This is a genomic window from Marinococcus salis (genome assembly GCF_054971365.1).
The window spans coordinates 128,560-148,231 of sequence record NZ_JBQOJB010000001.1 but is presented as its reverse complement, the minus strand read 5'-3'; the positions used below and the strand labels follow the sequence as shown (position 1 = coordinate 148,231).

At 50.3% G+C, this 19,672-nt stretch carries 19 protein-coding genes; 12 read left to right on the top strand and 7 right to left on the bottom strand.

The features are described 5' to 3' along the window. Window positions 1–157 precede the first annotated feature (157 nt). Entirely contained in the window at window positions 158–835 is a 678-nt protein-coding gene (locus ACTTK6_RS00730; protein ID WP_462832339.1) for a peptidoglycan-binding protein, read from the top strand. Between the two features lie 97 nt (window positions 836–932). Here the strand turns inward: ACTTK6_RS00730 and ACTTK6_RS00725 are convergent, their stop codons facing one another. Together ACTTK6_RS00725 and ACTTK6_RS00720 are read right to left on the bottom strand one after the other, a co-directional pair. Beyond that, window positions 933–1,145, bottom strand: a complete 213-nt coding sequence (locus tag ACTTK6_RS00725) for a KTSC domain-containing protein (RefSeq protein WP_079474848.1) — start codon at window positions 1,143–1,145, stop codon at window positions 933–935. A 53-nt stretch (window positions 1,146–1,198) separates the two neighbouring features. Continuing rightward, window positions 1,199–1,759 (bottom strand): hypothetical protein, encoded by a 561-nt coding sequence (locus tag ACTTK6_RS00720; protein ID WP_079474849.1) that lies wholly within the window; start codon window positions 1,757–1,759, stop codon window positions 1,199–1,201. Between the two features lie 211 nt (window positions 1,760–1,970). Between ACTTK6_RS00720 and ACTTK6_RS00715 the strand changes: the two genes are divergently transcribed. Beyond that, window positions 1,971–3,062, top strand: a complete 1,092-nt coding sequence (locus tag ACTTK6_RS00715; protein ID WP_462832338.1) for a M24 family metallopeptidase — start codon at window positions 1,971–1,973, stop codon at window positions 3,060–3,062. A gap of 57 nt (window positions 3,063–3,119) precedes the next feature. Here the strand turns inward: ACTTK6_RS00715 and ACTTK6_RS00710 are convergent, their stop codons facing one another. Continuing rightward, the gene (locus ACTTK6_RS00710) at window positions 3,120–4,112 is read right to left on the bottom strand and encodes an alpha/beta hydrolase (RefSeq protein WP_462832337.1); all 993 of its coding nucleotides are present in this window, start codon (window positions 4,110–4,112) and stop codon (window positions 3,120–3,122) included. 184 nt (window positions 4,113–4,296) lie between these two features. On the opposite strand from ACTTK6_RS00710, the gene ACTTK6_RS00705 reads away from it, so the two are divergent. Continuing rightward, a complete protein-coding gene (locus ACTTK6_RS00705; protein ID WP_462832336.1) occupies window positions 4,297–5,199 on the top strand; it encodes a cation diffusion facilitator family transporter in 903 nt (300 codons plus the stop codon). Window positions 5,200–5,260: 61 nt separating this feature from the next. Here ACTTK6_RS00705 and ACTTK6_RS00700 read toward each other — a convergent pair whose 3' ends face one another. After that, the gene (locus ACTTK6_RS00700; protein ID WP_462832335.1) at window positions 5,261–6,151 is read right to left on the bottom strand and encodes an alpha/beta hydrolase; all 891 of its coding nucleotides are present in this window, start codon (window positions 6,149–6,151) and stop codon (window positions 5,261–5,263) included. A gap of 94 nt (window positions 6,152–6,245) precedes the next feature. After that, window positions 6,246–6,548 carry a hypothetical protein gene (locus tag ACTTK6_RS00695; RefSeq protein WP_079474854.1) on the bottom strand — a complete coding sequence of 101 codons (303 nt, stop codon included), beginning with the start codon at window positions 6,546–6,548 and terminating at the stop codon, window positions 6,246–6,248. 322 nt (window positions 6,549–6,870) lie between these two features. On the opposite strand from ACTTK6_RS00695, the gene ACTTK6_RS00690 reads away from it, so the two are divergent. The 4 genes from ACTTK6_RS00690 to melA all read left to right on the top strand — a co-directional run bounded on the left by ACTTK6_RS00690 (window position 6,871) and on the right by melA (window position 12,085). Continuing rightward, on the top strand, window positions 6,871–8,367 hold the full coding sequence (locus tag ACTTK6_RS00690; protein WP_094907578.1) for a potassium/proton antiporter: 1,497 nt from the start codon (window positions 6,871–6,873) through the stop codon (window positions 8,365–8,367). Between the two features lie 169 nt (window positions 8,368–8,536). Then, window positions 8,537–9,490 (top strand): AEC family transporter, encoded by a 954-nt coding sequence (locus ACTTK6_RS00685; protein ID WP_079474856.1) that lies wholly within the window; start codon window positions 8,537–8,539, stop codon window positions 9,488–9,490. A gap of 194 nt (window positions 9,491–9,684) precedes the next feature. Further along, a complete protein-coding gene (locus ACTTK6_RS00680) occupies window positions 9,685–10,716 on the top strand; it encodes a LacI family DNA-binding transcriptional regulator (protein WP_094907577.1) in 1,032 nt (343 codons plus the stop codon). 67 nt (window positions 10,717–10,783) lie between these two features. Further along, entirely contained in the window at window positions 10,784–12,085 is a 1,302-nt protein-coding gene (gene melA, locus ACTTK6_RS00675; protein ID WP_094907576.1) for an alpha-glucosidase/alpha-galactosidase, read from the top strand. 50 nt (window positions 12,086–12,135) lie between these two features. On the opposite strand, the gene ACTTK6_RS00670 is transcribed toward melA, so the two are convergent. Together ACTTK6_RS00670 and ACTTK6_RS00665 are read right to left on the bottom strand one after the other, a co-directional pair. Then, on the bottom strand, window positions 12,136–13,698 hold the full coding sequence (locus ACTTK6_RS00670) for a solute symporter family protein (RefSeq protein ID WP_079474859.1): 1,563 nt from the start codon (window positions 13,696–13,698) through the stop codon (window positions 12,136–12,138). Beyond that, entirely contained in the window at window positions 13,695–14,063 is a 369-nt protein-coding gene (locus ACTTK6_RS00665) for a DUF485 domain-containing protein (protein ID WP_079474860.1), read from the bottom strand. The genes ACTTK6_RS00670 and ACTTK6_RS00665 overlap by 4 nt, the downstream gene beginning before the upstream one ends. A 293-nt stretch (window positions 14,064–14,356) precedes the next feature. On the opposite strand from ACTTK6_RS00665, the gene ACTTK6_RS00660 reads away from it, so the two are divergent. The 5 genes from ACTTK6_RS00660 to pucD all read left to right on the top strand — a co-directional run bounded on the left by ACTTK6_RS00660 (window position 14,357) and on the right by pucD (window position 19,642). Further along, window positions 14,357–14,716: a Na-translocating system protein MpsC family protein gene (locus tag ACTTK6_RS00660; RefSeq protein WP_094907575.1), complete on the top strand. Its 360-nt coding sequence runs from the start codon at window positions 14,357–14,359 to the stop codon at window positions 14,714–14,716. Window positions 14,717–14,926: 210 nt separating this feature from the next. Continuing rightward, window positions 14,927–15,928, top strand: coding sequence for an XdhC family protein (locus ACTTK6_RS00655; protein WP_462832334.1), 1,002 nt, complete (start codon window positions 14,927–14,929; stop codon window positions 15,926–15,928). Continuing rightward, on the top strand, window positions 15,925–16,527 hold the full coding sequence (locus ACTTK6_RS00650) for a nucleotidyltransferase family protein (protein ID WP_079474863.1): 603 nt from the start codon (window positions 15,925–15,927) through the stop codon (window positions 16,525–16,527). Before ACTTK6_RS00655 ends, ACTTK6_RS00650 begins: the two co-directional genes overlap by 4 nt. Continuing rightward, window positions 16,503–17,369 carry an FAD binding domain-containing protein gene (locus ACTTK6_RS00645; protein WP_094907573.1) on the top strand — a complete coding sequence of 289 codons (867 nt, stop codon included), beginning with the start codon at window positions 16,503–16,505 and terminating at the stop codon, window positions 17,367–17,369. The genes ACTTK6_RS00650 and ACTTK6_RS00645 overlap by 25 nt, the downstream gene beginning before the upstream one ends. Then, window positions 17,366–19,642 (top strand): xanthine dehydrogenase subunit D, encoded by a 2,277-nt coding sequence (gene pucD / locus ACTTK6_RS00640; protein ID WP_462832333.1) that lies wholly within the window; start codon window positions 17,366–17,368, stop codon window positions 19,640–19,642. Before ACTTK6_RS00645 ends, pucD begins: the two co-directional genes overlap by 4 nt. Window positions 19,643–19,672: the final 30 nt, after the last annotated feature.

Genomic DNA, 19,672 nt, shown 5'->3' with positions numbered 1-19,672 from the left:
AAACAGAGGAATTGTTACGGGAATTTATCAGCCATTAGTAATAATTACATAGAAATTACAATGTAATTACAATTAACTAATAAGCTTGAAGTCCCCCTCCCCCGTCCGTTATAGTTCTTGCTGTGAGAGAAATTCAAACAGTTGGGGGTATTCACATATGTTTTCTGTACGTCAATCGATGAAATGGGCCGGCGGACTTGCACTTGGAACAGGCTTGCTTACAGCAGCGCCGGCCGTGTCGGACGCAGCAGACTTATTAAATAAAGGGGACCGCGGGGACGATGTATCCGAAGCCCAGGCCGTGCTTGAGGATGAAGGCTATTACGATTACGCGGTAGACGGCATTTACGGTCCGATTACGGACAGCGCCGTACGCAGCTTCCAGAGCGACCACGGTCTTGTTGTGGACGGCATTATCGGGCCAAACACCCGCGCAGCACTTGACGACGTGGACAGCGGGGAAGCGGTGGAAGGAGCTTCCACATCCGAATCGTCTGACAGCAGCTCTTCGGAAGAATCCACAAGCAGCAGTGCAGACAGTGGCGGCGAAACCATGACTATGGAAGCTACTGCTTACACAGCTGAATGTGCTGGATGCAGCGGTATTACTGCCACAGGCGTTAACCTGAATAAAGACCGCGGGGCTGACGTTATTGCTGTAGACCCGGACGTAATCCCGCTTGGATCTACCGTAAAGGTTGAAGGCATGGGCACATATGAAGCGGCGGACACCGGCGGCGCCATCAACAACGACCGCATCGACATTCACGTACCGACAAAATCTGATGCTTATGCATTTGGACGCCAGGATGTAGAAGTAACAGTGCTGGACTAATCAATAAACGACCGAACCCGTCTTTCCAAACAGGAAGGCGGGTTTTTTTATCTGTTGAAAGCCGTAAAAAGAGCAGCGGCCACCGGCCCTGCTCCTGTCACCCGACTTTCGTATACGGATAAACGTCACGTATGCGCCGGTAGTGGTATTCGCCGGCAGAATCCGAAGCCATTAAGCCGCGGAAAATATGCTCGGGCACGCCGCGGTAGTCATAGACGTTGCCATCGGTAAACTCAACACGAAGAAGCTCGCTGAATGGATCATAGCCGGCCTGTGCTAAATGACTCGATTGAATGCGGTACATATCCATCAATCTATGCTCCCTTCAGGTAAGAATCAAGGAACTTCTGCTGGAGATTGTACTTACAGAGTTTTTATATCGGAGGATTCAAAGTCGTTTAGGCGGAACATACAGTAGGCAAGCGTGAGAAATTCGGGAGTAGTCACGCACGAATCCTGGTTTTTTTTGACGGCGGCGGAAACTTTCCAGCCGGAATTCTTAAACGTTATCGTGGCCACAGTCGTTTTTTCACACCTTACGATCAACTGCTCGTGGCGGTTCTGGAAAATTTCGAGCTGTTCATCGTCAATACGCCCTTTAGCGTGAAAGCGAAAATATGGAAAAAATATTTGATCCCGCAGCTCAATTTCTGCTGCTCCGCTGCAAGGCTGAAACATGTAATGATAGCGGAGGCGGCGGTGCATCTTGCCTTTTTTTACGCCCATGGCCATTCTCGTGCGGCCATGGGTATCCTTAAACCGGTACGCGTCCCCGGTACGCATATGATCGGTATTAACATCAATGGATTTGGCGTCGGCCCGCTCGAGCAGACCGACTGCTTCCCCGCCATGGTTATAGACTGGAACTGAATTGTGGGAGGAAAAGAAAAGTATATCGTTAAAGACCCATTCCTGATTCTGCATAGATGCTGCCCCCCTTTATGGTTTGCGCGGTATGCGCCCAAACCACCCCGCTGGTTATCTATGTATATATACGCATCCAAAAAGGGCATAGTTTCACTTGTCGTTGTCATTATTTCCCGTTTTTGCTTTTAGACAAACCTTCAAGGGAAGAAGGGACGACTGGAAAGCACATAAAAAATTATGCGATACTAAAGGTAAAGGAGGCAAAATAATGACCACGGTAATCGAATTATGGAGACAGGCGCTGCTGGAACGGGAGGAGGATGCAGCCATTCTCACGGATCCGGCTAACATATACTATGCGAGCGGTTTTTACTCGGACCCGCACGAGCGGCTTTTAATGCTTATGATTTTTCAGGAAGGAGAGCCGGTGCTTGTGTGCCCGGAAATGGAAAAGAGCCTGGTAATAAACAGCGGATGGCAGGGAGGCATAGTCACCTACAGGGACAGCGAAGATCCGTGGGACAGCGTTAAAAAGATGTTTCATAAACAACTGCCCAATCCTTTCCGGATCACGGTGGAAAAAGCTCATTTATCCGTGACCCGGTTTGAAAAGCTGCAGCTTATCTATCCTGGCGTGCGTTATACCGATTTTGAACGTGTGGTGGTGGAGAGCCGCCAGGTTAAATCACGAGAGGAGCTGACACACATTCAGCAGGCAGTGGATATTGCCGAACAGGCTCTCAAAGCTGTCGCAGCCGGACTTCAGGAAGGAGTAACAGAACGGCAGGTAGTCCATCAGCTCGAAGATGCGATGAAGCGGGCAGGCGCAGACGGAGCGGCATTCGATACGATTGTTTTGTTTGGAGAAAAAAGTGCCTATCCGCACGGTGTGCCATCAGAAAATCCGCTTCAAAAGGGCGATTTGATTTTAGTCGATCTTGGCGCCCGGTACGGACGCTTCTGCTCCGATATCACGCGCACCTGGGTGTTTGGAGGAGCGGATGAAACATCGCAGCAGCGCCTTAACCTTGTATCTCAAGCAAAAGCGGCGGCAATTGAGGCGTGCCGTCACGGCGGACGAATAGGGGACGTGGATAAAGCGGCTCGGGACGTGCTCACCAAAGCAGGGCATGGGGATCATTTTATTACCCGCGTTGGTCACGGCATGGGCATGGACGTGCATGAGGCGCCCTCAATTCATGGGAATAACGATGATCTGCTTGAAGCCGGAATGGTGCTTACGATCGAGCCGGGTGTCTATATCGAAGGGTGGGGCGGCATCCGGCTGGAAGATGACGTGGTTGTTGGTGAACACGGTGGGAAGATTATGAACCGGCTGGAGACACTTTTGGATATGTAATAAGCACATGGGAAAAGGGCCTGCGCACGTTTAAAATGCGCAAGCCCTTTTTGTTTTTTACGCACGGCTGTACGTATCAATAAAAGCGGTCAGGGAACGGAACGTCTGCCGGGCGGCAGGCTTATCCATCATAAATTGGTATTCGTGCTCCACCGGTAATTCATCTTTGTCGTAGAAAATGTCCCGGACGGGCACACGGCGGCTTAGCAGGGCAGCAAGCTTTCTCCCCTGGGCGTCAAACGAGTTTTTGTTGCCGTCAGTAATAAACGTTGGCGCAAACTTTTCCGGCGGGCGCTGCAGCATGGATATTTCTGTAAGGGCCGGAGCCTCCTCCCAGTTATAGGTGCCGATGTAGGCCCAGCCAATACGCTTAAATAGGAAGCGGTTGAACCAGCCGAGCGGAGCTCCCGCAATCTGGCGAAGATCATACGGCCCGCAGAACAGCAGCACTCCTTTAATATAAAGCGGGTCAATATGCCGCCTTACCGGCACCCACGGAGAATATCCCTCGTTCAGCTGGATGGCTGCATACTGAGAAGCAATCTGGGCTCCCGCAGAGTCGCCGGCGAAAAAAATATTGGTTAAGTCGATGCCGTAGTCTTCGGCGTGCTTTTTGATGTAACGATACGCCTCATCAAGCTGAATTAATGGAGCAGGATAAGCGGCAGTCGGGGCGAGAGCGTAGTTAATATTAATCACATTGTAGCCGGAGGCCGCCAGGTAAGTAACGTACTTGGAAGCGTCCTGCTTGTCGCCCCCCACGTAAGCCCCGCCGTGCATCCAAAAAATGACTGGCGTTTTTTCTTCTTTTTTTGTGGTCAGGATAATATCGAGCCGGCCGTTGCGGTATTGGGATTCATAATCAATATCCTGATACTGTACCGTTTGCTCTGCTGCTTCAGCAAAATCGGGGGCTTCGGTTTCAAGCCCTCCTTTAAAAGCCCGCTTGACGTACCAGGCAGCAGGCCGCGGCGAAAAGAATGCATAGGCAGCTGCTGCAGCGATCAGCCCGCAGGCGCTGAGTCCTGCTTGTTTGGCGAGTTTATGCATAAACATCTTCTCCTTGTATAGGTTTTGTAAACGTTAACTTCTACGTACATTAACATATTCCCTTCAAAGGAAAAATTTAGACATTATTTTATTCAAAAGAAAGTTTGAATGAAAAGGGAGAAGTGGTATAATATACTCAAAGGAATATTTGAATATGAAAGATAAAGAAACAGGAGGAGACAATATGGCACATGGAGGGCACAGCCACGACCATGGAACAACAAACCAGACCGCCCTGAAATGGTCGTTTATTTTAATTACTGTATTTATGGTTGTTGAAGTGATCGGCGGCCTGTGGACAAACAGCCTGGCGCTGTTATCCGATGCGGGGCATATGCTGAGTGACTCGGCGGCTCTTGGGCTCAGCTTTGCGGCAATATGGTACGGCAGCCGCAGCGCAACTTCGTCGAAAACTTACGGCTACCGCCGGTTTGAAGTGCTTGCCGCATTTATCAACGGCCTCGCGCTTCTAGTTATTGCGGTATATATTACGTACGAAGGCATTCAGCGCCTAATGGACCCACCGTCAGTTATCAGCACAGGGATGCTTATCGTGGCCGCCATCGGCCTGAGCGTCAACATCATCGTTGCCCGCATTCTTCACAGCGGGGATAATCATGAAAATTTAAACGTGCGGAGTGCTTTTTTGCACGTGCTGGGAGACCTGCTCGGCTCGGTCGGTGCCATTACAGCGGCGATTTTAATCATGCTGTTTGGATGGAGTCTTGCTGACCCGATTGCAAGCATGCTCGTGGCAGTGCTTGTTTTTATTAGCGGCCTTCGGGTGCTGCGGGACTCAGTGCACGTATTAATGGAAGGCACGCCGGAAGACATCAATACGAAGCAGGTGAAAGAGGACCTGCTGACTATCGAGCATGTCAAGGATATTCACGATCTGCACGTTTGGTCGATTACGTCGGATTTCCCTGCGCTCAGCTGCCACCTGGTCGTGAAGGAAGGGACGAGCCAGCAGGAGGCACTAAAAAATGCCAATGAGCTGCTGCACCGGAAATACGGCATTCATCATACGACAATTCAAATCGACATGGAAAACCGCGATATTTGCGAAGATACGATCTGTAATTAAAAAAAGCCGCCCTGGAAAAGGGCGGCAAATGAACCGTCCGTTATTCCACGGGCGGTTCATTTTATTTAAAGGCGCGTTTTAACGCGTGAATGATCGTGGTCCATGCTTCGAGCGCGGTTTCTTCATTTCCCATATGCGTAAATCCGTGACTGGTCGCAGAAAATGGGTAATGCTGCACAGCAACGCCGGCTTTTTCCAGGCGGCTCACATATTGCGTCGCCTCTCTGGCGAGCGAATCGTATTCAGCGGTAATAACGAGTGCCGGAGGCAGGCCTTCGAGCTCTTCAGCATACAAGGGGGATGCGTAGGGATGACGGGCATCCTGCGGCGTCTGCAGGTAGCTGTCGTTAAAGATTTGGGCGATATACGGCGGGATGGCGGTCGAATAGGCCGGCTTCTCATAGGGATCGATCTGCAGGTCGAGTACGGGGTAGTCGAGAACCTGGAGCTTTGGAAGCTTATGACCGGTATCGCGCAGCATTAAGCTTGCCGTAGCTGCAAGGTTGCCACCCGCACTGTGTCCGCCGAGCACATAGTTATTCATCTGCAGCGAAAGGCGGCCGGCATGGGCCATAAGCCATTCAATTATCTCAAACACTTCAAGTACGGTTGCCGGGAAGCGGGTCTTCGGAGCCAGATGGTAATCTACGTTCACTACCACACACGGAGTCTCAGCGGCAATGTGTTTGCACCAGCCCTCGTCTTCATAAGCGCTGCCCATCACAAACCCGCCGCCGTGCAGATTAATGTATACCGGATGTTTTTTGGAAACATCTGCCATCGGGTAATAAATATGTACCGGGGTTACGCCGGGAGTTGTTTCGACCAGGTAAGAGGTAGTGCTGACCGTGTCCGCTGCCGGCGGGGTGATGTATGACTGGGACTGCTGGCTGACCCGTTTTTGAAAAGAACGCAGCATCGCTGCCTGTGTAGCCGTTTTCCATTTGGTCATAGGTACCTGCTTCCTTTCCTGAAGGGGTTAAAAATCGTATTCCTGTTTTTATGTAAAAATAAACAGGACACGCCTGCGTAAGGCGCGTCCTGCTTTAAATTTCTTTTTCATTCTGCTGGCTGAAGGCTTCTACAATCAGCCAGATGCCGGTGAGGATGTGCATAAACATACCCACAACCGGGATATAGCCGACGACGGAGGTGATAATGCCAAGAATGTTGCCGCTTTTCTTTTGTTTGTCATAAATCGATGCGATAAGAGCGATGATATGGACTACTAGCATAATCTGCAGTGGCAGATAGCCTGTGCCGAAAATAATAAGCCCGCCGATGATCGGAATGCCAAGAAATAGTTCGATCCCGCCGGTGACCCATTTGAGTATCCGGGACGTCTCCATGGACGGATGCCTCCTTATTAATATGCGTATACCACTATACGTCTTTTCCCCGGGAAAGGTTTCATTACGCATGCAGACGACGGAGGGCCGATTACTATGGAGAATAAAAAATCAATGTTAAAATAAAAAGAGTATATTATTATGTACCAATTTTCCCCGTTTCACGCAGGAAGTAAACTGCGTTCTTCTGTACCAATTCCAGACAAGCATTTTGGCGCGGCCGCCGTTTTCCTGCTTTGGCCGTGTAATTTTTCCTTACCAGGATACCGGATAACTATAAAACATAACGTATGAAGTGTATGCGTCATGAAAGGAACGAAACATATTGGATTTTTTAGAAGCAAATAATGGGGTGGTGCTGCTTGTCGGTTTGCTGCTGGTAGCCGGCATTATTGTTGCTAAATTCTCGAACCGGCTTGGGCTGCCCGCTCTGGTACTGTTTATTCTGATCGGTATGCTTATCGGCAGCGATGGTTTGGAAATCATTTATTTTGATAACGCGGAAGTAGCCCAGTTGGTTGGTATATTTGCCCTTGTCATCATCCTCTTTGAAGGGGGGCTGCAGACAAAATGGGCGACGGTGCGACGGGTGGCGGCGCCTTCAATTTCACTTGCCACTGCGGGTGTATTGATTACATCCGTATGTATTGGAGGAGTGGCGTATCTGCTGCTCGACTTTACCTGGTACGAAGCACTGCTTCTCGGGTCGATTGTCGGCTCCACTGATGCGGCTGCCGTTTTTGCTGCTTTAAAAGAAAGAAATATTAAAGCCAAGCTTGGGGCCACGCTGGAAGCAGAATCGGGCACAAACGATCCAATGGCTGTTTTTTTAACTATTTCTTTTATTGAACTGCTGACCAATGCGGATGCCAACATATGGATGCTCATTCCTTCATTTTTCTGGCAGATCGGTGCGGGGATCATTTTCGGGCTGTTGGTCGGACGCTTCGCGTCGTTTGCGATTAACCATATCGGCCTTGAATCGAGTGGCCTGTACCCGATTTTTTCAGTGGCATTTGCGCTTCTGGCCTACAGTGTGACAGCAGCCATTGGTGCAAGCGGCTTTTTGGCAGTATACGTAGCCGCGCTTGTGATTGGCAATTCCGAGCTTACATTCCGCTACTCGATCTTTCAATTCAATGAAGGGTTCGCCTGGATGAGTCAGATACTTATGTTTATTATTCTTGGCCTGCTCGCCTTTCCAGGACAGGTGTTTACGGCAGACATCATGCTTGCCGGTATTGCGCTGTCCTTTATCCTGATGTTTATTGCAAGGCCGCTCGCTGTCTTTATATCTACGGCATTTCTCGGCTATACGCTGAAAGAAAGAACATTCTTATCATGGGCAGGGCTGCGCGGAGCAGTGCCGATCGTTCTCGCGACGTTTCCCGTGGTCGCCGGACTCGACAATGCCCAGCTGATTTTTAACCTCGTATTCTTTATCGTATTGACCTCAGCGCTGATTCAGGGGTCAAGCATCTCCTATGTGGCAAAGCTTCTGCATCTGGTAGGGCCGAAAAAAGAAATTCCCTACCATTCTATCGAGCTTGTAAGCATGGGCTCAGCGAATGCGGAAATGGTACAGTTTGAAGCGAGCGAAGAATCAGCGATTGTCGGTAAACAGCTGTATGAAATTAATTTTCCCAATGATGCCACTGTGAGCGCGATGGTGCGAAACGATGAACTTGTGACGCCCGGAGGCAATACAGAGATCCAGGAGGGAGACTTTCTGTACATTCTCGTTTCCAGACAGCAAAAAGATGACCTGCGGCGGCTGCTGAACCGAAAGAAGCATCCTGAGCCAAAAACGACGCCATAACGGCCCGCTGTTCTCCTGCAGGAGAACAGCTTTTTTCATGCAGGGGAAGCGTTTGCATAAAATTTATTGATGCCTCAAGCTTTCATTTGTTTTCAATCAGCTGTGATTTATATTAAGATGAAGGACGTGTACTACCAGGGAAAATAATGTAAGAACCGAGGCGAGAAAAATGTCCATTATTGATATAATTACACCGGTGTTTATGATGACTGTGTTGATCGCAATCGGTGTGATCACCTCTAAAACGATTGATGTATCGGTGGAAACGCGCCGTTTTATTTCCTTTACAGCTATTAATTTTGCGCTGCCAGCCGTGATTATGTACAGCATCTTTCAGCTCGACTTCAACAGCTCCACCTGGTCGTCGTTTGCCATGATCTACTTATGTGCACTCGGGCTCACGTGGACAGGCATGGCTGTTGGCTACGGGGTTGGCCGTTCCTTTCATTATACAGACATAGAAGCACGTCAGCTGGCAATTGTTGCAGGCTGCAGCAATTCGGGATTTATCGGCATTCCGCTCATTACCATTTTGTTTGGTCCCGAAGCGGGGTCTTATGCGGCCGTCTATGATGCCGGCACGACGACAAGCGTATTTACGATTGGTATTCTGCTTTTGAAGCCGGGGCGGTTTTCGTTCAAGCAGCTTACATCAATTCTGAACACGCCGTTCTTAACACTTGTATGCTCTGTACTGCTTGCATCTGCAGGACTCGTTATTCCAATGTTTTTCCTCGAAACAGTAAATACAATATCCGGGCTCGCGGCTCCGCTTGCGATGATTTTGATCGGTCTGCTTATACCTACCATTACCTCCGCTAATTGGAAGATGGTGAAAACAGGGTACAAGCGTTTCATTGGCTCTGCCGTAGTCGTAAAGGTGCTTGCCGTGCCAGCTATTGCCTGTCTGTTAGTATGGCTGCTTCCGATTCCGGAGCTTCTAGGTAAAATTATTATTGTCCAATCCTCCATGCCGACCATCACGCTGGCGGCGGTATTATTTGAACGCTACGTGCACGGAAGGTCTAACCAGCTCGGAATTGTTGCGTTGATCGCAACGACCGTATTTAGCCTGCTTATGCTGCCTTTGACCGTCTTTGTAGCGCAGCATATTGCCGGTTAAACCGAAGCGCCCGGGGCTTCGGTTTTTTGAAAGGAAATTAGTTAAACTTTTAGTTAATATATTTTATATTTTTAAACTCACCAGCGATTTATTTCTAAGAGAAAAGAAAAAATGATTGTAAGCGGTTAATAATTTTGATAAAGTAAAGTAAATAAAAATATGAAGTAAATTTTTACTGAAAGGAAAGGGTTGTGATGGCTACTATTAAAGATATTGCTGCCAGGGCTCAAGTGTCTGCGGCGACGGTGTCCCGGGTGCTGAACCACGACGAAACACTCTCGGTTTCCAGGGACACGAAGGAAAGAATTCGCCAGATTGCCCAGGAGCTTGCCTACGTACCAGTGAAGGCCCGAAAGAAAAATGACAGGAAAAGAAAAATGAGAATCGGGATCGTTCTAAACCAGCCAAGCGATCTGGAAAAAGATGACCCGTACTTTTATCCAATCCGTCAGGAAATTGAAGAGGAATGTATGCGCCAGGGGGTGGAGCAGGCACGAATTTTTTATTTGCCGACCATTCAAAATGACCCAGCTGTGCAGGAAGTCGATGCCTTCATTTTGATTGGGCGCATTCATGAGGAAGTGGCAGATTTTCTACAGCGTAATCAAAAACAGGTCGTATTTATCAGCCATTCGCCAAACGATGAATATTTTTCATCAGTAAGCATTGATTTTTCTCAGGCAGCCGGGAAAGTGATGCGCCACCTGATTAATCAAGGCTATAAAAAAATCGGTTATATTGGAGGACAGGAGAGAGAGAATGGTTTCCGGAAGAGAGTGGCGATTGAAGATAAGCGAGAGACCGTATTTAAAGAGCTGATGGATGCTGCCGGCTATTCCTACAAAAATAATATACACATTGCCGATTTTACAATGGACGACGGCTACCGGATGGGAAAAAAAGCAATTGATCAGGGCAGCCTGCCGGAGGCATTTTTTATTGCCAGTGACCGGATGGCCATGGGGGCGCTCCGGGCTTTCCAGGAGCATGGCATCCGCGTGCCGGAAGACGTGGCAATCGGAAGCTTTGACGGCACGGAGCTTGCCCAGTATGCGAGTACTCCGCTCACAACGGTTAGCATCCCAACAAAAGAGATGGGCCGGATGGGAGTGCGCAAGCTGTTGACGACAGAAGAGGGCGATCTCCCGATGAGATGGGTACTGCCGTCCAGGCTTATTGTACGAGAAAGCTGTGGGAGCCGAATAAACAAGCTTCTGGAGTCATAGGAAAAGGGATAAGCCCTTTTTCTACTTATATTTGAATGCGCTTACAAAAATTAAAGGAGGAAGACAAATGTCAAAGTTAACGTTTATTGGAGCCGGGAGTACTGTTTTTGCTAAAAATATCCTTGGAGACTGTATCGTTTCCCCGAAGCTGCAGCATCTCGAGGTTGCCCTCTATGATATTGATGCAGAGCGGCTGAGTGACTCCGAGCAGATGCTGAACCATTTGATTAATACTTATGAAAGCAGCATCCGGGTTACAGCACATAATGACAGAAGAGAAGCCCTGCGCGGAGCTTCCTACGTCGTTAATGCCATTCAGGTGGGAGGCTATGAGCCCTCTACTGTTATTGATTTTGAGGTGCCAAGAAAATACGGACTTGAACAGACAATTGGCGATACAAACGGAATTGGCGGTCTTTTCAGAAATCTGAGAACTATTCCTGTCATGCTCGGAATTGCTGAAGATATGCGGGATGTGTGTCCGGATGCGCTGTTTATGAACTATACGAATCCGATGTCAGCACTGACAAAGGCTATGACAGAACATGGAGGCATCCGCACTGTCGGTCTCTGTCACAGTGTGCAGGTGTGCGTGCCGGAGCTGTTTGAACTGCTCGGCATGGATGATGAAGGCGTCAGTGCTAAAATTGCTGGCATTAACCATATGGCCTGGCTGCTTGAAGTGAAAAAAAATAGAACTGACCTTTATCCTGAAATTAAGCGGCGCGCCAGGGAAAAACAAAAGGAAACGCACGGGGATATGGTGCGCCTCGACATGATGGAGAAGTTCGGCTACTATATTACCGAATCTTCGGAGCATAATGCAGAGTATTATCCATATTATATCAAGAGGAACTATCCCGAACTGATTAACAAATTTAATATTCCGCTCGATGAATATCCGCGCCGTTGTGTGCAGCAAATCGAAGAATGGAAGCAGCAGCGCGATCAATTTGTCGAAAACGAGCAGCTGACGCACGAGCGCTCGAAGGAGTACGCCTCGTATATGATCGAGGCAATAGAATACAACGAACCGATTGTGATTGGCGGTAACGTCATGAACACGGGTGGATTGATTTCCAACCTGCCTGAGGAAGCGTGTGTGGAGGTGCCGTGTGTTGTAGATGCAAACGGAGTTACTCCAACTTACGTAGGCAAGCTGCCGGAACAGCTCGCAGCGCTGAACCGCAATGTCATCAACACGCAGATCATGAGCGTGGAAGCAGCTGTTTCCGGTAAAAAAGAGCACGTCTACCAGGCTGCGCTGCTTGATCCTCATACAGCTGCAGAGCTTTCGCCGGATGACATTATCGCTATGTGCGATGAACTGCTTGAGCGTCACGGAAACTGGGTGCCGGTCCTGCAGTAACAAATATATGTAAAAAAGCACCGGAGCGCTCCGATGCTTTTTGTATGGGACTATTCGTCTTTTTTGATGGCCCGGCCCTGCAGATCGTATTCGCGGTAACCGGTATTGGCTTTGAATAGTACTTTGTCGTAGCGTCCGGACTGCGCTTCTTTGGAAACAAGCGTCCCAATCCAGCCGCCGAGAAAGCCAAGCGGCACGGATACGATGGCCGGGTTCGTGAGCGGAAAAATTGCCTGGGCGGCGATAAATGCGCTGCCGTCCGGGTTCATAACGTTCGGGCTGATAATTACCAGGCCGACCGAGCTGACCAGGCCGACCGCAATCGCGGTGATGGCGCCGTTTGTATTAAAGCGTCTCCAGTAAATCGTATACACAATTACCGGCAGGTTCGCACTGGCGGCTACACAGAAGGCGAGTGCTACGAGAAAGGCTACGTTTAAATTCTGGGCAAAAATTGCCAGCGCAATGGAAAGAACAGCAACTGTCAGGGAAGCGGTACGGGCTGCGACTACCTGCTCGCGCTCGGTCACTTTCCCTTTTTTAATAATTTGTCCGTACAGATCGTGGGCGAAGGCGCTGGCTCCGGAAAGCACGAGCCCTGCCACAACGGCGAGAATCGTTGCGAAGGCTACAGCACAGACAAAGGAGAACAACAGATCACCGCCAAGGGCCTGGGCGAGAAGCGGTGCGGCCATGTTGCCGGCCGGGTTGGCAGCGATAATGTCCGAACGGCCAACAAAAATTGCAGCGCCAAAGCCTAAGCAGACTGTAAGGATGTAAAAGATACCAACAATCCATGTAGCAGTAACAACTGAGCTGCGGGCTGTTTTCGCGTCTTTAACAGTAAAGAAGCGCATCAGAATATGTGGAAGGCCGGCTGTACCGAGGACAAGCGCCACCATCAGGGATAGCGAATCCAGCGGCAGTTTATCCTGCTGGCCCGGATTCAGGAAGTTCGTGCCGGCCGGTGTCGCCTGGCCTGCTTCCCGGAACATGGCAATGACGTTAAAGTTAAACTGCCACAGCACCATGATGGAAATAATCAATGTACCAATCATGAGTAGTACAGCTTTCGTAATCTGGACCCAGCTGGTAGCAGTCATGCCGCCAAACAGTACATAGGTAGTCATCATCACACCTACTAAAATAACGGCCCAAAGGTATGGGATGCCAAACAGCAGCTGAATTAATGCACCAGCCCCTACAAGCTGGGCAATCATGTAAAAAATGACGATGGTGATCGTACTGAAAGCCGCCGCGCCGCGTATTTTTTTCGCATCAAAGCGCGCATTCAGCATGTCCGCAAGCGTGTACTGGCCAAGGTTACGGAGCGGTTCAGCGACCACAAACATAACGACGAGGTAGGCTACCAGATAGCCGATACTGAAAAGGAAGCCGTCAAAGCCGTATAGCGCAATGGCACCGGCAATCCCAAGAAAGGAAGCGGCTGATAAGTAGTCCCCGGAAATCGCGAGGCCGTTCTGCCAGCCGGTCAGTCCGCCGCCGGCTGTATAAAAATCACTGGCCGAGCTCGTTTTTTTCGCTGAATAGTATGTTATTACGAGGGTAAGGCTGACTATTGCAAGAAATAGAATAATGACCGTGGCATTCATGAATGATCCCCCTTAGCTTTGCGTTCTTCTTCCTCGATGATAGCTTCGGCATCTTTATCAAATTTTGCAGATTTGCGTACGTAGAGAATACAGAGCGTCCAGGTCATGGCAAACTGGGCAAACGCAAGTATCCAGGCCCAGGTAATCGGTCCGATCGCCGAATTATTGAGTACGTCTGAGGTGATTATTAAAACAGGAAGAGATAAGTAAAATAGCAGAAAGAACACCGTTAAGGGAGCAATGAATTTTCTCTTTTTCGACATGAGTTTTTTGAACGCAGGGTTTTCGACGGCTTCAGAGTATTTCACTCCGCCTCCGGAAGTAAAGGTTTCGTCGGTTGCTCCAGACTCTTTTTTAACAGCCATATTTTTTCCTCCTTTTTCAAATAAAATGCAGTTAGCGTAAATGGGATCAAAGAATCGACAGCAACGAAATACAACAGAAAGGAAGGAGACAAATTAAACTTATAATATGAAAGCGCTTCCGTCAATCAAAAATGTCAGAAAAAATCCAAAATTGTTGCATAACAGTAGGTGCAGGACATAAAATAGTTCAAAACTACTAGACATTAACTCGTTTGTTAAAAAATTTTTCATGAAAATAGGCTGGAAACACATGATCCGTTATAATTAAGCGTGAGTGAAAGGAAGGGTTAAACGTGTGGGAAAAGCAGTTTGAAAGTGAAAAATGGATAAAACAGCAAATTGCTCAGTTGTACAACAGGGTGAACCAGGAGATGTACGAGGTTGGAGTAAAAACGTTAAAGGTGGAACTGTTACAAAACAAGTGTATTATTTTCGCGGAACACAAGCGTGTGCCCGCCCTTCGTGCGCTCGAACAGGGCAACAGGGCACTGGCAGAACAGGTGGACGCAGCGCTCGTGGACGAATTCAAAAAACGGCTGCACCATCTGCTGGTAAAGGAGCTGGAGCTGCCGGTACGCACTGTATTAAAGGATTTTGACCCAGCTTCAGGCGCCGCATCGACAGTGATCTATCTAAATGAAAAAGAGCGTTAGATTATATGACATCTTTCCTTACAGACGGTCGGGATAGAAGTAGAATAAATACAAACAGTTAAGAAGAAGGCCTGCTGTAGACCGGCGGTTCTTCTCTTTCTATCCAGACGGAAGCTTGATTCCTGTTAGACGGGGATGAAGAGGCCGGAGAAACACAGGAACAGCCGCCTGTGCCTTTCTCCGGCTTTTTTTATAAAAGGAGTGAAAGATATGGACCACTTGCATGATATTATTCCGGAGCTCTCTGCAGAAGAAAAGCAAGTGCTGGCCACGATCAGGAATGTGGAGGGGTCGGCATACCGGAAAGAAGGCACGACTATGTTGTTAAAGGCAGATGGCAGCTCTGTCGGCATGCTGAGTTCGGGTTGCCTTGAAGGGGATTTGCAATGCCGCATCGAAGACGTGCATGCCAAGGGCCCCCAGGCGGTTTCATATGATATGCGGGGATACAGGGAGCTGTCCTGGGGAGAGGGCACTGGATGCAACGGAGTGATTGAAGTGCTGCTTGAACCGGTAACGAAAGCACTTGCTACTTCGATGCGCCGTATGCACGCTGCCGTGAATCAGGGAAAAACGGTGCTTAGGTGGACTGCGGCCGCCGGCGGCGGCTGGTTCGTTTGCGGGGAAGAGCCGGACGAGCAGGCAAAACAGCTGGCTGCACAGGCCGCCGGTATGAAACGCGGGAGTGGCCGAAGCTCTATTTCAGATGGGCAAGGCGAAAAAATATATGTCCAGACGATCCGCCCGAAGCCAAGGCTGTTTATTTTCGGAAGCGGCCCGGATGCACGTCCGCTTGTACAAATGGCTATGCGGTGCGGGTACGAGGTTACGGTGCTTGACTGGCGTCCGGCCTATCTGGACGCTGTGAAAAACGAAGTGCCGGAGGCCCGGCAGATACCTGGTTTCCCCGATGAATGGTGGAGGAGCACAGCGTTCCGCAATGGGGACATGGCAGTAGTCATGACCCATCACTTTGAAAGGGACAGAGAAGCACTGGTCCATCTTTTGCAGGAGCCGATGGTCTATATTGGGGTGCTCGGTTCAAAGACGAGAACGAAACGCTTGCTGCAGACAGAGGTGCTGCCGGAGATTATTACAACTCCCATCGGTTTATCTATCGGGGCGGAAGGACCTGAAGAAATTGCGGTGAGCGTGGTCGGACAGCTGATTGCCCTTCAGAATAGCGCAACAGCTAACGAGGTGATGGCATGAAAACAGCAGTCATTTATTTAGCTGCGGGGAAGAGCTCCCGCATGGGACATAATAAACTGGAAAAGCCGTGGAAGGGCACAACGCTTGGAAGCAGTGCGCTGCAGCAGGTGTTAACAAGCAGCGTGGACGAAGTGATTGTCGTAACAAATCAGTCTTTATGGATAGATGACAGAATATTCGGACGATGCAAAAGTCCTGTGCGTATAGCAGCCAGCCCGCAGGCAAGGAAAGGACAGGCGTATTCTCTTCGTGCTGGCATGAATGAAGCGGTGCGCCTCGGAGCAGAGGCGGTTCTGGTGGTGCTTGCTGATCAGCCCGGTTTGAAAGCTGAAACGATCGACCGGTTGATCGCGCAGGCCCAGACGCACAGTTGCGATTTTACAGGCATGTGGACCGGCCGGCATTACCAGCCGCCTATGCTGTTCAAACAACAGATGTTTGCTGCACTGCAGAGTGTGGAGGGCGACCGCGGGGCTGCTTCAATTCTACGGGAAGCGTATGTATGGAAGGGGCATCCGTATGGGGGCTTTCGTTACCTGGAACAGTTCGACGTCGACACTGAGGAGGAATACAGATGGCTGCTGCAAATCAATCAGTAATGCCGGTTGTATGGATGCCGGCAACAGTGCAGGAAGCTTTTGCATTGTACGAGGAATATTTTCCTGACGTGGAATGGATCGCCGGAGGCACGTGGCGGCAGATCGAGCGGGAAAAAGGGACGGCATTTGCTGGAAATATAATTGCACTTGAACAGGTTTCGGAGCTAACGTCTGTGCACGAGGAAGAAAACTACATGCGGATCGGCGCCTGTATGACGCTCGAAGAGTTAATACAGGAACCTTACATTTCCCGGGAAATACTCGGAGAAGCGCTGCGGCAGATCGCTGCTCCGGCTGTACGCACGCGTGGCACCATAGGCGGCAATATTATGTATGGTCATGGAGATGCGCTGCCGGCACTAATGGCGCTGCAGGCAGAGCTCGAAGTTTGGAATGGCAGGTCGTATGCCCGCCTTCCAGTGGAAGAAGCGGCTTCCTATGAAGGGACATTCCTATTAACGGCTGTTCTGCTGCCAAAAACGCCAGAAGCCAGTGCGGGCGATGTTCATTTTTTTGAAAAAATCGGCCGCCGGGAAGCATTTACCGCTTCGCTTCTTGCTGTAAGCGGCTGCGCCCGCAGGCAGGCAGGCGGAAGCTGGAAAGCAAGGCTGGCGCTAGTGGGTGGAAAAGACGCTCCGGTGAGGCTTCGCCGTGCAGAAGCATGTGTGGCCGAGTCCGGGTGGACGCCGGAAGCGTTTTTTAAGGCGCTTGAAGCTGATTATCAACCGGGGGATGAACCATTTTCTTCAGGGAGCTACCGCCTGCAGGCAGCTGCCCATTTATTTTTATCCCGCCTGTGGCTCGAAGATAATGCAGAAAAAGGAGGGGTGCATAACGTATGAAGCAGCCAGAATACCAGCGCCGGCCGGACGCTGAGCCCAAAGTAACCGGCTCGTTGAAATATTTAACCGACCGCTTTGAAGACCATATGCTGATTGGCAAGGTGATGAGAAGCAAGCACCCGCACGCCCGTATTAAAAATATTGATACGTCAGCGGCCGAAGCAATCCCGGGGGTTTATGCAGTGCTGACTCATAAAGACGTGCCGGGGTTAAACCGCTTTGGTATCGTTATGCCGGACCAGCCCGTTTTTTGTGAAGACAGAGTGCGCTATACGGGCGATGCGGTAGCCGCTGCAGCAGCAGAGTCAGCCGAAGCAGCAGAGAAAGCTCTGGCGGCTGTCGTAGTGGAATACGAGCCGCTGCCTGTACTTGATTCTGTCGAAAAAGCCCTGAGTCCCGGAGCGGAACAGCTGCACGAAATGGGAAACATTCTGCATGAAGCTTTCTATACACGCGGCGATCTGCAGCAGGGCTTTGCCGACTGTACCTGTATTGTTGAAGAAACGTATCAGCTGCCCCGCCAGATGCACGGCTATATGGAAACGGAAGGCGGAGTGGTAGTCCCAGGACAGGACGGCGGCATTTCCGTGTACATGGCTACTCAGCACGGATTCAAAGATCGTTTTCAGCTGTCAAGAATTCTGGACACTCCGGAAGAGAAAATACGCATCATTTCGAGTCCGATCGGAGGCTCGTTCGGCGGCAAGGATGAGCTGAACCTGCAGCCGTACGGAGCACTGCTGGCCCTGAAAACCGGCCGGCCGGTCCAAGTGCATAACACCCGGAAAGAATCGGTACGGGCGGGACTAAAGCGCCACCCAATGGCGATTACGATGCGGACTGGGGCAGATGAAAGCGGACGCGTACTCGCGCACGAAACGACAATTTATGCTGATACCGGGGCGTATGCCACGCTCGGTCCGGCCATTCTGGAATTTGCTGTCGAACATGCCAGCGGGCTGTATCCAATCCCAAATATTAAGACGACCGGCGTTTCCGTGTTTACGAATAACGGCGTAGCTGGAGAGTTCCGGGGATTTGGCGGCAACCAGGTGACGTTTGCGCTTGAGGGACAGATGGACCGGCTGGCCGAAAAACTTGGAATGGAAGGCGGACAGCTGCGTTTTATAAATATGAGGAAACCTTCAGATGCCGGGCCGCTTGGGCAGGAAATCGCCCCGACGGATGGCGGAAAGATGGTGCTTGATGACGTTGCCGCCTGGCAGCAGCTGCCGCTGAGTAATACGGGAGAACCCCCGTGGTTAAAAAACGGCCGGGGAGGCGCTGTTTCCATGCATGGAGGCGGTCTTGGCTACGGACGGCTGGACCCTTCTGGTGGACGGCTCGCGCTTACGAAGGAGGGCAAGCTCGAGGCTGCTTTTGGTTTTGAGGAATGCGGACAGGGCATTGTAGCCGTGATTGAAACGGTGATGAAAGAGGCTTTTTCCTGTAATGACGAAGATATTGAAATCACGATCGGTGATACAAGCAAAGTACCGGTTTCCGGTTCAACGACTGCTTCACGAGGCACGGGGATGATCTGGACAGCGGTGGAAAACATGAAGGCCTTATTTAGCAGGCAGCTGCTGACTGAAGCATCCAGGGTAACCGGGACCGCAGCGGCGGATTTGTACCTGGGTGCAGGGGGCATCCATAAAAGCGGCACAGAGTCTTCGCTCTTTTTAAGCTACAAAGCGCTGGCGGAGTATGTACAGGCCGGAGATATTGAGACGCATACCTCGTTTGATTTTCCAGTGACGCCGGATGAAATTGACTCCGGTCATTATTTGTATTCCTTCGGCGGCGTGAGTGCAGAGGTAGAAGTGAACCTTTTGACCGGCGCCGTACGGGTACTTGACCTGAAACAGTCGGTGTCCGCCGGGCCGGTTGTGTATCCGCAGGGGTACAGGGGACAGATTGAAGGCGGCGGCATCATGGCGCTGGGGTACACGCTGATGGAGGACGCCGTGATGGAAGAAGGACGCTATCAGACAGAAAATTTCGATACGTATTTAATGCCGGGAGTAAAGGATCTGCCGGATAACGTGACAGTAAAGCCGCGTGAAGAAGTAATGGAAGGGGACACATACGGACCTAGAGGCGTAGGAGAAATAGGAACAATTGCCGTGGCGCCGGCCATCGCTGAAGCTATTTACCAGGCAATTGGCGCCCGGCCAAAAAAGCTTCCCGTCTCAAGAGAGTGGATACTACATCAGATTCAGCAAAGGGGGCTTCTGCCTTGGAACAAACCAGAAAAGATGCCCGGGGGATAGAACACCGGCAGGGAGTAAATGTGTGTACTT